The sequence below is a fragment of the Mucilaginibacter sp. SG564 genome, assembly GCF_013149275.1.
In the GTDB taxonomy this organism is placed as follows: domain Bacteria; phylum Bacteroidota; class Bacteroidia; order Sphingobacteriales; family Sphingobacteriaceae; genus Mucilaginibacter.
The window spans coordinates 369,203-384,656 of sequence record NZ_JABGNA010000004.1; the positions used below are offsets into that span (position 1 = coordinate 369,203).

At 40.2% G+C, this 15,454-nt stretch carries 15 protein-coding genes; 4 read left to right on the forward strand and 11 right to left on the reverse strand.

What is annotated here, in order from left to right; translation table 11 throughout:
• Positions 1–11: 11 nt before the first annotated feature.
• The gene (gene moaA, locus FHW89_RS11520; protein WP_216650543.1) at positions 12–1,013 is read right to left on the reverse strand and encodes a GTP 3',8-cyclase MoaA; all 1,002 of its coding nucleotides are present in this window, start codon (positions 1,011–1,013) and stop codon (positions 12–14) included.
• A gap of 155 nt (positions 1,014–1,168) precedes the next feature.
• On the opposite strand from moaA, the gene FHW89_RS11525 reads away from it, so the two are divergent.
• Positions 1,169–1,783, forward strand: coding sequence for an NTP transferase domain-containing protein (locus FHW89_RS11525; protein WP_172335181.1), 615 nt, complete (start codon positions 1,169–1,171; stop codon positions 1,781–1,783).
• A 145-nt stretch (positions 1,784–1,928) separates the two neighbouring features.
• Here FHW89_RS11525 and FHW89_RS11530 read toward each other — a convergent pair whose 3' ends face one another.
• From FHW89_RS11530 to FHW89_RS11550, 5 genes are all read right to left on the reverse strand, one after another.
• Positions 1,929–3,089 carry an aldose epimerase family protein gene (locus FHW89_RS11530; RefSeq protein WP_172335182.1) on the reverse strand — a complete coding sequence of 387 codons (1,161 nt, stop codon included), beginning with the start codon at positions 3,087–3,089 and terminating at the stop codon, positions 1,929–1,931.
• Between the two features lie 60 nt (positions 3,090–3,149).
• On the reverse strand, positions 3,150–4,205 hold the full coding sequence (locus tag FHW89_RS11535; protein ID WP_172335183.1) for a UDP-glucose--hexose-1-phosphate uridylyltransferase: 1,056 nt from the start codon (positions 4,203–4,205) through the stop codon (positions 3,150–3,152).
• 619 nt (positions 4,206–4,824) lie between these two features.
• A complete protein-coding gene (locus FHW89_RS11540) occupies positions 4,825–5,694 on the reverse strand; it encodes a TIGR01459 family HAD-type hydrolase (protein ID WP_172335184.1) in 870 nt (289 codons plus the stop codon).
• Between the two features lie 78 nt (positions 5,695–5,772).
• Positions 5,773–6,810, reverse strand: a complete 1,038-nt coding sequence (locus tag FHW89_RS11545) for a hypothetical protein (RefSeq protein WP_216650544.1) — start codon at positions 6,808–6,810, stop codon at positions 5,773–5,775.
• Between the two features lie 78 nt (positions 6,811–6,888).
• A complete protein-coding gene (locus FHW89_RS11550; protein WP_172335185.1) occupies positions 6,889–8,247 on the reverse strand; it encodes a glutamine synthetase family protein in 1,359 nt (452 codons plus the stop codon).
• Between the two features lie 119 nt (positions 8,248–8,366).
• Here FHW89_RS11550 and FHW89_RS11555 point away from each other — a divergent pair, with 119 nt between their 5' ends.
• Positions 8,367–8,765: a gamma-glutamylcyclotransferase gene (locus FHW89_RS11555; protein ID WP_172335186.1), complete on the forward strand. Its 399-nt coding sequence runs from the start codon at positions 8,367–8,369 to the stop codon at positions 8,763–8,765.
• Between the two features lie 15 nt (positions 8,766–8,780).
• Here the strand turns inward: FHW89_RS11555 and FHW89_RS11560 are convergent, their stop codons facing one another.
• The 5 genes from FHW89_RS11560 to FHW89_RS11580 all read right to left on the reverse strand — a co-directional run bounded on the left by FHW89_RS11560 (position 8,781) and on the right by FHW89_RS11580 (position 14,418).
• Entirely contained in the window at positions 8,781–9,419 is a 639-nt protein-coding gene (locus tag FHW89_RS11560; RefSeq protein ID WP_172335187.1) for a class I SAM-dependent methyltransferase, read from the reverse strand.
• A gap of 1 nt (position 9,420) precedes the next feature.
• Complete coding sequence (locus FHW89_RS11565; protein WP_172335188.1) at positions 9,421–10,428, reverse strand: NAD(P)-dependent alcohol dehydrogenase; 1,008 nt, start codon at positions 10,426–10,428, stop codon at positions 9,421–9,423.
• A 371-nt stretch (positions 10,429–10,799) separates the two neighbouring features.
• A complete protein-coding gene (locus FHW89_RS11570) occupies positions 10,800–11,810 on the reverse strand; it encodes a glutamine synthetase beta-grasp domain-containing protein (protein WP_172335189.1) in 1,011 nt (336 codons plus the stop codon).
• 373 nt (positions 11,811–12,183) lie between these two features.
• Positions 12,184–13,641, reverse strand: coding sequence for a hypothetical protein (locus FHW89_RS11575; RefSeq protein WP_172335190.1), 1,458 nt, complete (start codon positions 13,639–13,641; stop codon positions 12,184–12,186).
• Between the two features lie 57 nt (positions 13,642–13,698).
• Positions 13,699–14,418 carry an RluA family pseudouridine synthase gene (locus FHW89_RS11580; protein ID WP_172335191.1) on the reverse strand — a complete coding sequence of 240 codons (720 nt, stop codon included), beginning with the start codon at positions 14,416–14,418 and terminating at the stop codon, positions 13,699–13,701.
• A gap of 141 nt (positions 14,419–14,559) precedes the next feature.
• Between FHW89_RS11580 and FHW89_RS11585 the strand changes: the two genes are divergently transcribed.
• Positions 14,560–15,021 carry a hypothetical protein gene (locus FHW89_RS11585; protein ID WP_172335192.1) on the forward strand — a complete coding sequence of 154 codons (462 nt, stop codon included), beginning with the start codon at positions 14,560–14,562 and terminating at the stop codon, positions 15,019–15,021.
• Between the two features lie 171 nt (positions 15,022–15,192).
• Positions 15,193–15,420, forward strand: coding sequence for a hypothetical protein (locus FHW89_RS11590; protein ID WP_172335193.1), 228 nt, complete (start codon positions 15,193–15,195; stop codon positions 15,418–15,420).
• Positions 15,421–15,454: the final 34 nt, after the last annotated feature.

Below are 15,454 nucleotides of genomic sequence, written 5' to 3' on the forward strand. Positions count from 1 at the left end.
CTAACTATAAATCATCCTCCAATAGTTGCCATAGATTCATGAATACCAGGATGTATAATCCTCTTGCGCTCGGCCTCCCAGCCATCTTTAGCCCGGTGATTAATGGCATTTTGTAACACAGCCTGCAATTCATCATCACCCGTACCAGCACGCATCATATCTTTCATATTCAATCCACCATCATCGTACAAACAAGTTTTCAGTTCGCCTTGCGGCGTTATCCTGATGCGGTTGCAGGTGCCGCAAAACGTACGTGAGTATGCCGCTATAATACCTACCGAACCCTGATGACCTGGTATCTGATAATTATAAGCGGTTGAATACGATGGATCAGGTAGTTTTTGTATTCGCGGATATCGGCTTTTGATCTCCTCCAATATGCGAATATAGTCCCATTGCAAACCCTTGTAAACATGACCATCGCCGTTAAAGGGCATTTCTTCTATAAAACGTACGCTTACCGGCAAATCTTTGGTCATTTGTACCAGGGGGATGATATCCTGCGTATTTTTACCATCCATCACTACAGCATTTATTTTTACTTCGATGCCATGTTTCAGCAAAGCTTCCAGGGTGGCCATTACGTGAGCAAATTCATCCCGGCGGGTAATGGTAAAAAAGCGATTAGCATCCAGGGTATCCAGGCTGAGGTTTACCGATCGTACACCTATCTCTTTCAGTTCGGCAACATGCGGCGCGGTTAATACACCGTTGGTGGTCAGGCTCAGTTCTTTCAACCCCTCCAGCCGCGATATGGCCGTGAGCAATTGCATAATATCCTTGCGTACAAAGGGTTCGCCGCCGGTGATCCGGATCTTTTCGATACCCATTTTCACCAGCAGACTGCAGCCACGCAACATTTCCTCATAGCTCATCAACTCCGTACGCGAAAGCCAGTGCAAACCATCCTCGGGCATACAGTAAAAACAACGTAAATTGCATTTATCTGTTACCGCAAGACGCAGGTAATTAATCTTCCGGCCGTGATTATCTATGAGCAATGAATTATTCATATGTAAAAGTAACCCCAGAGGTCACCTACTGTAAAAGTAAATATTACAAACCGCTGTTATGTTTTTTAATTGTATTTTTTGATCGCATAAGTGTTAGTATGAGGTACAACAACATTATTAATAACTTTGATTTATATTTACCTTAAAGTTAACCCATGGTGAACAACCAACAGGATATTGCGCAAACCGGGCTTATCATATTAGCGGCGGGCTCATCAAGTCGTTTGGGAACTCCCAAGCAAAACCTGGTTTACCGGGGGCAAACACTGCTGCAAAGAGCCATCCAAACCGTGCTTACTTCGGTATGCCATGAAAATGTGGTGGTGGTATTAGGGGCCAATGAAGGAGTAATACGTCCGGGGATATCTGATGAGTTAGTACACATTGCCTACAATACCCTCTGGCAGGAGGGTATGGCATCATCCATCCGTCTGGGCATTACCGAATTATTGAATATACAACCTTCAATAACCGGCGCCATATTAATGCTGTGCGATCAACCCTTTGTTGATCCCCTGTTGTTATATCAACTCACCGAAAAAAGGGCTGAAACAGATTTTGGGATCATTGCCTGCGCTTACCGCGAATCACTTGGTGTGCCGGTATTGTTCGATGCATCCTACTTTCCCCAGTTATTAATGCTGCAAGGCAAGGAAGGTGCAAAAAAACTGATCAAATCTTTTCCGAATGATGTAACACAAATAGCTTTTCCACTCGGGGCCATTGATATTGATACTATTGAGGATTATGAACGGCTGCATGGGCATTGATAATTTCTTATCCAATTAACTTTAACCAACAACGTCATTGCGAGCGCAGCGTGGCAATCCCCGATCAGCAGAGTCGCTCGGTAGAGTTTGGGATTGCCACGCTGCGCTCGCAATGACGCGCGGAGAAAATGATATACTTTTCTGCTTATTTCACTACAGAAAATTTATATAACGATTGTGTTTTATAGGTTTGGCCTGGTTTAAGCTCCGTTGAAGGGAACTGAGGCTGGTTTGGCGAATCAGGATAATGTTGTGTTTCCATAGCGAATGAAGTACGGAACTCATCTTTGATACCGCGTTTCATCACGTTTTTGGCCTGCATAAAGTTACCGCTGTAAAATTGCAAACCTGGCTCTTCGGTAAATACTTCCATTTTTATACCGCTTTTGTCGCCAACTACAGTTGCTATGGGCGTTTTGATATCGTGTTTGTTTAGCACAAAATTATGGTCGTACCCTTTGCCATCTTTTAACTGCACATTGTTATCATTAATGCGTTTGCCAATAGTTTCGGGCTTGGTAAAATCAAACGGTGTACCTTTTACGCTTTCAATTTTTCCCAAAGGGATCAGAGTCGAATCAACCGGCACATAATTATCGGCATCAATCTGCACTAAATGATCAAGTATGGTACCACTGCCTTCGCCATTCAGGTTAAAAAAGGCGTGGTTGGTTAGGTTAACAACCGTATTTTTATCAGTTGTAGCTTCATAAACTGCTTTAAACTCGTTGTCATTTGTTAAACTATAAGTAACTTTTACGTTCAGGTTACCAGGAAATCCTTCTTCCATATCTTTTGACAGATAGGTAAATTCTACGGTTGATGAATCGATCTGTTTACCTTCCCAAACTACACTCTGATAGCCGTTTTTACCACCATGCAAGGTATTTGGCGGATTATTGATAGATGACTGATATTCTTTACCATCAATTTTAAATTTGCCTTTGGCAATACGGTTACCATAACGACCGATAGTAGCACCATAATACGGCTCGGTTGATTTTTCAAATCCCTCCACACTCTCAAAACCCAATACTACATCGGTAAGCTTGCCGGTTTTATCCGGAACCAGCAGACTCACTATGCGACCACCATAATTGGTAAAAGTAGCGGTGATACCGTTTTTATTTTTAAGCGTGTACAAATGCGTTTGTTTTCCATCGATTGTTTTTTCGAAGGCAGAAGCTGGTGTTTGGGTGCTATCCGTCATGGTAGTTTTTTTCTTGTCAGATGATTGATTACAGGCCGCTAAAGATACACATGCCGGTAACATGATTAGTAAGAGGTTCTTTGATAAATTTCTCATAGTTTACAAGTAGTTGGTTTATATCAGTTTGTTTGGTTGGCCTAAATTAATATTTTTTGCTTATCCATTCGCTTTATAATGCACTTCGCTCAAATTCCGTAATCTATCGGCAGCAAATTCGGCGGTAATATCGCGCTGAGGGTTGGCCAGCATCTCATACCCTACCATGAATTTTTTAACCGTAGCCGAGCGTAACAGCGGCGGATAAAAGTGCATATGCCAGTGCCAGTACGGATGATCGCCCATATTTACCGGCGATTGGTGCATACCTGCCGAATACGGGAATGAGGTTTCGAACATATTATCATACCTAACCGTGAGCCGTTTAATAGCATCGGCAAGCGCGCTTTTCTCATCGTCGGTAAAGTAAAGCAAACTGGTGATATGTCTTTTGCTCACGATCATGGCTTCATAAGGCCAAACCGCCCAAAAAGGCACCAGAACCACAAAATGATCATTTTCAAAAATAATACGTTCCTGCTTTTTCAGTTCAAGCTGCAGATAATCGCCAAGCAAACTCCTGCCTTTTTGCTCGAAATAAGTTTTTTGCTGTTGAGTTTCCTTAGCCACTTCTACCGGGATACTGTTTTGCGCCCAAATCTGCCCGTGCGGGTGCGGGTTGCTGCAACCCATAATATCACCTTTATTTTCAAATATCTGGATGTGTTTTATCCACGGATAAGTGGCCAGGTCCTGATATTCGGTTTGCCAAACATCCACTACCTTCCTGATGTCGGCAGTTTCCATTTCGGGCAGCGTAAGATCGTGGCGGGGCGAAAAGCTGATCACCCGACATATTCCGCGCTGGCTGTTGGCCACCAGTAACTCATCATCATTCAAACCACCTTCTGGCGTATTTAGCAGTAATGAAGAGTAATCATTGGTAAAAACATAGCTGGCTTTGTATTCCGGATTTTCGCTGCCGTCGGCCCTTTTGTTACCGGGGCATAAATAGCAGTTAGGATCATACGGCGGCCGCTGATCGGCCTGGGTTGCCTCTACTTTACCCTGCCATGGGCGTTTGGTGCGGTGTGGCGATACCAATATCCAATCGCCGGTTAAAATATTCAAACGGCTATGCGGATGTTCTTTCAGATCAAAGTTTTCGTTGTTCATCACGTTTAATTAATTCAGGTTTTCTGAGTGCTGGGGCACCCGGCATAGGGTTAAATGCCTTTGTTGAACCAAAAGTAAAAAAACAAATGTTAAGTTTACATTTAAAAATAAAATTTATTTGTCAAATAGACATTTTTAGTATTAGATATGATACTACGTAGGAGTAAAAGCTTTGTAGCAAAAAAATCACAGGTATTTAGCATGCCGTAGGCATGCAACCCGAGGGCAGTACCTAAGGCACTGAATTAGAATTGACTTTTTCTACAAAGCTTTAACCCCGAGGGGGGGTACAACTCCCCATGCTATTCGAAGTGAGAGACCTCGGATAGCAGAAAGTGAAGACGCCTAAATGAGCAAAAAAGTGGGTTAACACAAATTCACCGATTTTAAAATTAAAACATTGAAAATCAACAAAATAAAGCTATTTTAACCATAAAAAGTGTAAACCATGTAAACCCACTTTTTAAGAAATTTCTGCATGTTCAGGGAAGATACAAAAACCCCATCTTGTCATTTCGACCGCAGGGAGAAACCTTATACGATGTCTATATTTCGCGTATAAGATCTCTCCTCATACCTCGTCGAGATGACAGGATAAATAATTATGTAAGACATTAGTTTAAAAGCCCAATTCACCATACTCTACCACTGCCGAGTCGCAGATGTAGGTTGGCACTATGCCTGTGGCGTTAATGCGGTTATCAGCGTCAGCAGCCTGGGTATTACCAGAGAGTACCAGCACCGTATCCAGTCCAAATTTATTACCTCCCAGGATATCGGTTTGCAGGGTATCGCCAACCATCACAATATCTTTTTTGCTGATAGGCCCCTGCTCGCGCAGCAGATCATAAGCAAACATGAACATCTGTGAGTCGGGTTTACCAAAACGGATAAACTCCTTGCCAACAATCTTCTCCACCATGCTGGCCAAACCACCTATAGCTATAGATACATCATGTTTGGTTACCGGGTATGCCTTATCGGTATTGGCCACTATAACAGGAATTGGGCGTTTACGTAATATATTGACGGTTTTGTTCAGATCCTCAAACCAGTTAAAACCCTCATCGTCCAAAAACACCAAGGCGTTTACTTTGTCAATATTAGAGGCATCTATCTGGCTAACAGGAAGTGTATGCAAGCCAGAACTATCGATGTAATGCGCCGAATCAAGCGTACCCAGGTAGGCCACTATCCCATCGTTTACCTTCAGATCAAGATAATCCTTGGTCAGCATCCCCGAGGATATGATATGATCGGGGGTGATGGTGTGCAACCCTTTGATCTGGTATGATTCGGCCAGTTGGGCCGGACTGCGTGAAGCGTCGTTCGTAACTATATAGTATTCCTTTTGCTGCTTTTCCAGGTAAGCAAATGTTCGCTCTATCCCGGGCAGCAAACCATTATAATTTTTCAGTACACCAAAAGCATCAAAAAAAACAACTTTATACCGGTCAATAATGGATTTAAAGTTATCTATTCTGTTCATTGTTAAATTATTGAATTAGTGATTTATTCAGCATCACAATTTTAAAAGCTTACACGAAAAAATCTTGATACTATCTATTTACTTCAATTTTAATGCTTCAATGATTTTTTCGGCATCAAAGTCCCTGTCAACGGACGGAAGATAAACATTAAATGCTTCGGCCTGTAATTTTTCGGCATATTGCTCGCTAAAAAAGTGCTTGCCGTCCTTAATTACATAATTCAGGATAAAAAAGCGGTAAGCTTCTTTCATAAACCGTATCTCATCAGCAGTGAGAGGATTCACTTTGTGATATTCCTTCAAAAAGATGATAAAACGGTCTTCCATCATGGTATTGATCACATAACTGAATACCGTACGATCGCCAATATCCGATACTACGCGGCTAAAAAAATAAAAATCCAACACGCGGTAACTCATCCTGAACCAGTCATAATCCCAGCGGGAGTACAACTCCAGGTTTGGCGTAACCGAGAAATTGCCGATATTCCAATCAATAAATACCGGGATGATCTCGAACGAGCTCATGTTGTATTTAGAGCGGTTTTTGAGGAAAGTTTCGCAGTGGTACTTTAAAAAATCGGCCTGCATAGCAGAACCAAATTGTTTCTCGTCTGTATTAAGCTGCGTTAACAATGAAGATATATCGGTACGCAAGGTTTTTGACGATTTAGGCAGCACATTTTTTACCCGTGAACAGGCTTTATGAAATTTGCCTACCTGCTGGCCCAGTTTCTTGATATGCGTTTCATCAAGCCGGCGCGGCAGGCGCTGCAAAATACGTGTAGGATTATAAAATACTACCCATGCATCTGTTTTACCATGTTTGTAATGATAAATATAAACCCTGTTGTTCTTCAGTAACGAACGGGCTAACAGATTCTCGAACGGGTAAAGCAGGTTATTGGCCAGCGTTTGAATAATACGGTGATCTTCTTTAAAATGCTCAAACTTGCCAAAGTAGGATAACTTGGCAATAATGATATCATCATCATCAAAAGTGATGCGATAAACGTGGTTGGTAGATACCATGGCGCTGATATCCTCAATATGCTTAATGGTTTTTGAAGAATCATAGCCTTCCCAGGCTTTGCGTACAATTAAAGAGAAGTCCATTCTGATGGTTTATATTTGGAATTTGCGGGTGCAATATTAAACAAATTGTATCATCTTTTATACGGGTATAAAACGGACTTATATAATCTCAAAGTATCTTTTCAATTCCCAATCGGTTACATGTTTAATGTACTGGCGATGCTCCCACAGGCGGGTTTGCGTAAAATGTTCAACAAAGCCTTCGCCAAAAAGCTCCTTGGCTATGGGTGAGTTTTGCATCATCACCGATGCATCATGTAAATTAGCTGCCAGCACACCATTCTTTTTATCCTGATAACCGTTACCAATAGTTTGTGGGATATCCAGTTTCAGTTTGTTTTTGATACCGTATAAACCCGAGGCCAGTGCAGCCGCCATAGCCAGGTAGGGATTGGTATCAGATCCAGGTATGCGGGTTTCCAGGCGAGTATAGGCAGGCGTAGTATTGATCACCCGGAGTGCTGTGGTGCGGTTCTCCACTCCCCAGGTAACCGTAGTTGGTGCCCAGGCACCTTCAACCAGGCGTTTGTAACTATTGATGGTTGGCGCATACATGGGCAGTATATGAGGCAGACAATACAATTGTCCGGCCAGATATTGCTTATGCAATTCGCTCATCTTATACTCATCGGCGGCATCATGAAATAGGTTCTGGCTTTTATCTTTCGTCCATAGACTTTGATGTATATGACCACTGCAACCTGGTAAAGTTTCGTTCCATTTGGCCATAAAGGAGGCCGTGATGCCATGTTTGTAGGCAATTTCTTTTACCGAGGTTTTAAATAATACTGCTTTATCAGCAGCACTTAAAACTTCATCATGTGCAATGGCAGCCTCGTATACCCCCGGACCTGTTTCGGTATGCAGACCTTCAATAGGTATATTGAACTGGGTAAGCAGGTTAAACAGATCATAATAAAAATCACTGTTCTCTGATGTACGCAGTATAGAGTAACCAAACATACCCGGCGTAAGGGTATTGATATTGGTAAAATTTTTATCGTTGATGGATTGCGGCGTTTCCCTGAAATTGAACCATTCAAACTCCTGTGCAAACTCGGCATGGTAGCCCATATCTACGCATTGTTTGGTAATATGTTTCAGCAGACTGCGTGGGCAGGCGGGCAGATCATTTCCCTTGGGGTTACTATAATCCGCCAAAAAGAAGGGAATATTATCCTGCCAGGGAATATTGCGTAAAGTGGACAGATCGATACGGCAAAGCTTGTCCGGATAGCCGGTGTGCCAACCGGTAAGCTGTACATTATCATAACATACATCACTGCTATCCCAGCCAAAAACCACATCGCAAAAGCCATAACCGCTTTGCAAGCCGTCTATAAATTTTTTAGTATGAATTACTTTACCCCGCAAAATGCCATCAATATCGGCAAAAGCAAATTTTATCTTCTGTATATTGTTTTCTTCTATATATGCTTTGATCTGTTCCTCGTTCATGATATAAATTGTAAAGGCAGGTTACCTTAGCAAGATAACCATTAATGATGTAAACATAAAAAAATGCCCAGTGTGTTTACACAATTTGATACGAATTTGCCCTTACCTTTGTTTGTAGTATGAAACCTATTTGTGCGCATTTATTTGTTTATGGTACCTTGCTTGACACTGGCAACCATTACGGAGCATATCTGCAGCAACACTGCACTTTACTAAAAAGCGGTAAACTTGAAGGCAGGCTTTATGACGCGGGGGAATACCCAGGTGCTATTATAGATACCAACACCAACCAATATGTTCATGGTTCTATTTACTTAATGGATGAACCCAAAAAGATACTGGCTTTTATTGATGATTACGAGGGTTTTGGGGATGATCAGGAGCAACCCAATTTATTTGTCAGGAAATTAAGCACTATAGAAACCGATACAGAAACGATTGAATGCTGGGTCTATATTTACAATTTACCGGTTGATGACTTGTTGTGGATAAGATCGGGCAGGTATAAGCTTCAATGAAACTTACGTCACTCTTCATTTTTTTACAGCCCAGATATAGCCCCGCTTGCTTTTAAATTTCGCGTCGTCATGCGGGCGTCTTTCTATGGCTTCAAATACATTAAAACCTGTTTCATAAAGCAACGTTACGATATCATCTGTTTTAAAGTAGTATAAATCAATATCCACTTCCTTATCATGAGCTTTATCATAATGAAGTACTTCATCTCCTACATGAAACGAAAGTAGAAATTCTCCCCCCGTTTTTAACACCCTGTTTATTTCTCCGAAACATTTTCTGATTTCGTCATTACTAAAATGCACTATCGCATAAAATGCAAGTACGCTTCCAAGATACTCCGCCGGATAACCGACATTCAATAAGTCGCCGGTTTCAAATTTAATTTCAGGAGAAAGCTTACGGGCGGCGTTAACCATCGCCGGCGACAGATCAATGCCGACTATATCTGTTAAGCCATTGTCGTACAGAAACCTTGTTGTTTGTCCGGGTCCACAGCCAAAGTCGGCACATAGCCCCTTGTCTTTATTAGCAGCGGCAAACTCCTTCAATAACATCGTATCCAAATGTTTATTAGAAAGCTCGTCCCAGCGATCAGCCGCATAGTCGTCGGCTACTGCATTGTAACAGTGTAATACTTTTTCCTGTGAATTCATATTATTCCTGGTTTTCTAATATCAACCGAATTTTAACTTCCCCTGTCCTTACCTTTTCTATCGCCTCATTCATTTTAGAGAATGGCATAACCTCCACATCACTCTCTATATGATGCATTGCCGCAAAATCAAGCATATCTGTCATGTTCTTACAGCTACCCACATAATTTCCATAAATAGTTCGTTGAGCATAATCATATAGTAAGCCAAGGGCAATTGGCTGCTTTATCAAAGGCGAAGCCACTATGCAAAACTTTCCCTGTGGTTTAAGGAGCTTCAAAAAAGCATCCATATCGTATGGCGCATTCAACGTAGAAATAATAAAATCAAATTTCTTATTCAACGTTGATAAACTATCGGAGTTTGAGCTCAATATAAACTCCGCTCCTAACTGATTAATCATCTCTTTTTTTTGGGGAGAGTGAGAAAATGCATAAACCTGATGCCCCATTTTTTTTAAAAACCGGATTGCCAGCTGACCAAGGCCGCCAACCCCCAGAACACCAACAACAGAATTTACAGGCAACTGCGCTTTTTCAATTCCTGAATATACAGTAACACGAGATGACAGCAAAGGAACCGAGTTTACAGAGTGAAGTGCCGGCGGAAGCTTGAAGGCGAATCTGTTATCAACAACAATATGTTCGGCCAAACCGCCATAGCAATCCACACCAATTACTTTTTGCAGAGCACAGAATTGTTCGTTACCTGATTTACAGAACTCACACTCAAAACAAGCTTCTTGTTGGTACCCTATTCCAACGCGATCGCCAACTTTTAACGCAGTTACATCGGACCCGGTTTCTTCTACAATACCCACAATTTCGTGCCCTGGAACCAGCGGAAATTTTGTATCGCCCCAATCATTACTGATGATTTGAACATCTCCCCTTGCAATAGAGCAATAAATAATTTTCACGCTTACCTCATTGCTGCCAACGTTTCTTTCATAATAAAATGGCTCTGCCTTTCCACCCTCTTCTTTAATTCCGTATGCTTTGATTCTCATAACTATACTGATTATTTCATAGGTTTTTGATGTCTTTTACTACCAAATTAAGATCATTATCCGGTTGATGCACCCCTCCGCTTTTCATTTTATTAAAGATTACATCTGAAAGTTTATGCCTATACGATATAAAATGATCAAACGATACTTCTTCATCACCACAACAATGATAAATACAGGCTTTCATGTTTATTTAAAAGTAATCATAATATTTAAACACCTGAATAATTGAACATTAGTTATAAACAAACTTAGATTATCAGACTATCAGGATAATAAGCCATCAAAAAGCGTGGATACATGAAAGCAAAAAAAATCCCCAGGCTTTTTGAGCCAGGGGATCAGAATAATTAAAAGTATTTAAGAGGGGCTTAAACTTTAGCAGATTTTACTGTTTTGATGATCACTGCAGCTACTTTGTATGGATCGGCAGCTGAGTTAGGGCGACGATCTTCCAGGTAACCACTCCAGTTGTGATCAACTGCATAAAGTGGAATACGGATAGAAGCACCACGATCAGATACGCCATAGCTAAAGTCATGGATTGAAGCAGTTTCATGTTTACCGGTTAAACGTTGATCGTTATCAGCACCATAAACAGCGATACATTCTTTTACTGCCGGACGGAAAGCTTCGCAAACGGCTTCGAATTTCTCTTTACTATTTGCTGTACGTAATAATGTGTTTGAGAAGTTAGCGTGCATACCAGAACCATTCCAGTCTAACTGACCTAATGGTTTGCAATGCCAGTTGATAGCAACACCATAGCTTTCGCCAATTCTTTCTAATAAATAACGGGCAACCCAAATCTGGTCACCTGCTTCTTTAGCACCTTTAGCAAAGATCTGGAATTCCCACTGACCTGCAGCTACTTCGGCGTTGATACCTTCAACATTTAAACCAGCTTCTAAACATACGTCTAAGTGCTCTTCAACAATTTCGCGACCGAAAGCATTGTTAGCACCTACTGAACAATAGTATGGGCCTTGCGGGCCTGGGTAACCACCTTGTGGGAAACCAAGTGGTTTGTCGGTTTTAGGATCCCATAAAAAATATTCTTGCTCAAAACCAAACCAAAAATCGTTATCGTCATCCTGAATAAGCGCACGACCATTTGACTCGTGAGGTTTACCGGTTGAATCCAACACTTCGCACATTACCAGGTAAGCATCTTTTCTTTGTGGATCTGGAACGGTAAAAACTGGTTTCAGGATACAATCAGATGAGCCACCTGGTGCTTGTTCAGTTGATGAACCATCAAAGCTCCAGTTATCTAAATCTTCAACTTTACCGCTGAAGCTTTTAACAATTTTGGTTTTGCTGCGCAGGCTTTGTGTTGGTTTGTACCCATCAAGCCAAATGTACTCAAGTTTAGTTGCCATTTTTAAGTTAGTTTGTAAAATTTATGGTTCTAATAATAGTTTTATCTGTTATTCGACTAATTATGAAGGCGAATTTAAATTATTTTTATAAAAATCATTATAAAATTGTGATTTTTTTATAAATTTTTTCAACAAACCACATTTTAACAGGCCAAATACGTAAAAAAACACGCAATAAAAGTCAATTTTATCATTTTCGCATTTTCACAACCAAAAACAACTTGTTTTTTATCAAAAATGCAAAAAATCAAAAAATAGCGTATTTATACCATGAAATCACGGCATCAATCTGGGTAAAAGGCATTACAATGTAACTAATTATAAAATTAGTTATTAATAAAATAAAGTAGAAATAACGATAATGAACGGGGGCTTAATCACTGAGCTTTCGGGATACATTTCTGAGCGCAATATCAAGCTGTTCGGTAGAGTACAATAAATATTTTTTTGATTTCAAAAACTCCGCGTCTGTAATATCTTTCATCAAATCAAGTAACCCCATTATATTAGCCACGTGCTTTCGTACTTCGTGAGAATTTATAAAAGCAAGCTCTTGCTTTTGGGCAGAGTATAATAACTTTTCATAGTGCCGTTTCTGCCTGCTCGCTCTATAAAATATACCTATAACAATAACCGTTAAAACTGCCAATGCTATAATAAACCACAACCATAACTGTTCGCGTTTAAAAGCAAGCAGGTTTTTATAATACAAACCCTGTACATCTTTAACTCTAACCTGCGCCGATACATTGCCCACCTGGGTAACCTCGTCTAAATTTTGTTTGGATTGCTCCAGCGCCAGTTCAAAATTATGGGCGGCCAGTGTGGGATTATTCCTTATTTGAGCAATTTGACCTAACATTTCGTACAGACGATATTTTACTCCCGGATGATTTTGTTTTTCTTGCTCTTTTACCAATTGATCGATAATGTTTTTTGCCCGGTCTGCCTGTCCGTTTTTAATATAAGCTGTAGTCAATTGCATTAAATCAAAATCGGTTTTAACGTATTTTGTATCTTTTAATAAAACATTGATAACTGATATCGTTGCAGTATAGCGATGCTCCAGTAGTAACAGATAATAACCTGTTCGCTTCTGAAAAGAGTATAACTTACGATGCTGATTTTCCGGACTGTATAACCGATTGTGATAAACTTTTAAAGAATCGTAATTCTCCAACCGAAAATAGTTTTCGGCCTTGTTAAAATTGATGATGGTATAAAATATGGGATAATCAAGCTTGTTTTCATTAATGATATGCTGAGCTTTATCTAAAGAAGATATCGACTGAATATAAAGCTCGTTCGCGCAATACAAATCAGAAATGTTTATATACAGGGCAACTTCTAAAGATGGATCGTTCAGTTTTTGAACTTCTTGTTTAACCAGTTCATAATAGTAGCTGGCCTCAATAGGATTACCCTCATCTGTTTGTGTAAAGGCTAAATTTGTATAAAAAGCACTTGGTAAAAAATGATCCGGGGTATTCTGAGCAGCTTCAACAGCTCCAATTAGGTATTTTTTGGCCCTGTCATACCTCGAAACTCTGGCGTTGAATATGGCATCAGTAAATAAAAGAAAAGCTTTTTTATTCTCAAAATCATACTTTGAAAGAGAATCAATTACAATGTTCCGCTTTTTCGCAATTTCGGTTTGGGATGCCCCAAGCCCGTACTTGATGTACTCCATGATCTTCCGATCACGGGTTATAACATCTTTTATATGAATAAAATCAACAAGGCTATCTTTTTCTGTGTGTACCTGCGCAAAACTTTGACAGTAATAACTCCCCAACAGCAACAATAAGACCAACCGCAGTACTCGTATCATGCAAACGCTATTTTCATATAAAGTCAACCGCACTTCATAACAATTAACGCTCCTTTATTAACTGTCAAACTTTTCAAGCTGCTTTAAAAGTGTTTCAAAGTCCTTAGGATACGGAGCATGTATGGTAACCTCTGTTTCAGGATTTATCTTAAAGGTAACCTCATAGGCATGCAGAGCAAAGCGTTTCATGATAGGTTGTTCTTCCTGATCTTTACCCAGGTGGTATTTGCGTTTTATTTTCGACAGAAAAACCGGCTCGCCTTTGTACATTTCATCACCGGCAATGGATGCTCTTTGTGTAGCCAGGTGTATACGGATCTGGTGCATACGCCCGGTAACCGGCCGACATTCTACCAAAGTATAATGCTTAAAGTATTTTAACGACTGAAACCAGGTTTCAGCCCTTTTGCCATCTTGCCTGCTTATAGTCACGTTGCCTTTCCCTACATTCAAAATAGGCAGATCAACCAGCAGATTATCAAATGTGTGGGTACCATCAATAATCGCATGATAAACTTTTTTTACCTGGCGCTTTTCAAACTGCATGGATACAAAGCGATAAGCTTCGGGATTTTTGGCGATAATAAGCGCTCCTGAAGTTTCCTTATCCAAACGGTGACATATCTGCGCATCATCTGAGTAAGCTTTTGCCAAGCGCAATAAATTAATCTCACCCCCCTCCCGCTCGTCAAGCGAACTCAAAAAAGGTGGCTTGTTCACCACAATCACATCATCATTCTCAAATAATATCAGGTCGGCAAATTTTGGAAACTTCATACTTTAAAATATAGCCGACAAAAATACGGTTTATAATCTAAACTGGGCTCAGGGTGTTTAGCATAAAACAGCATTTGTTAATCCACTGTAAAACAAACATTAACTATAGTGGTTACTTAATCATCTATTTAAAAAGACAACATGAGTGATAACGCAACAAAACCCAACGAAAAAGGATTTTTTGAAAAGGTTAAAGAAACAATTGAAGAATTTTGGGACAGCACCAAAGACAAAGCCGAAGAATTAAAAGATAAAGCCGAAGACCAAATAGATGCCCTGAAAGAAAAAGCCACGGACAAAAAGGCAGCCATTGCTAAAAAAACAACTGTAGCTAAGAAAGCTGTAGTCAAAAAAGCAGATAGCGCAGCTACTAAAGTAAAAACAGCAGCAACTGAGGTAAAAGCTAAAGCCGATGCAAAAGTAAAAGATGAGAAAGCTGCCGTAAAAAAGACGGTAGCGAATGTTAAAGCCAAAGTGTCGGCAAAAGCAAAGGAAGCAAGTGATACCGCCAAGGCAAAAGTTACTGATGCTAAAAAAGCAGTGGCAGCAAAAACAGCCAAAGCAGCTACTACTGTTAAGAAAAAAGCTGATAGCGCTAAATAAGGCTCATAGCAAAAGCTTTTAACTAAGGCGGTGGGAAATAATCCCATCGCCTTTTTTTGTTATGTTTTATAGCAAAATATATAACATAAATAATTAAATAGATTGTAAAATAAATTTTAACTTTAATTTGAAAATACCTAAAAATCAATCATTCATATTCAAAAAAACATCATGAGCACACCGAACGAACCAGAAGAAGAAAAAGGCTTTTTTGATAAGATCAAAGAATCTGCCGGAGAATTGTGGGAAAACGCCAAGGATAAAGTTGAAGAGGAATTTGATGAACTAAAGGAAAAAGCCTCAGATTTTACAGGCGACAAAATAAAAGGCGTGGTTGACGATTTAGAAGCCAAAGCAGGCGACAAATTGAAAGATATTACCGGCAAATTCACCGGCTAAAAAGCGAAAGTGGCCTTACAAAAAAAGCGACAAG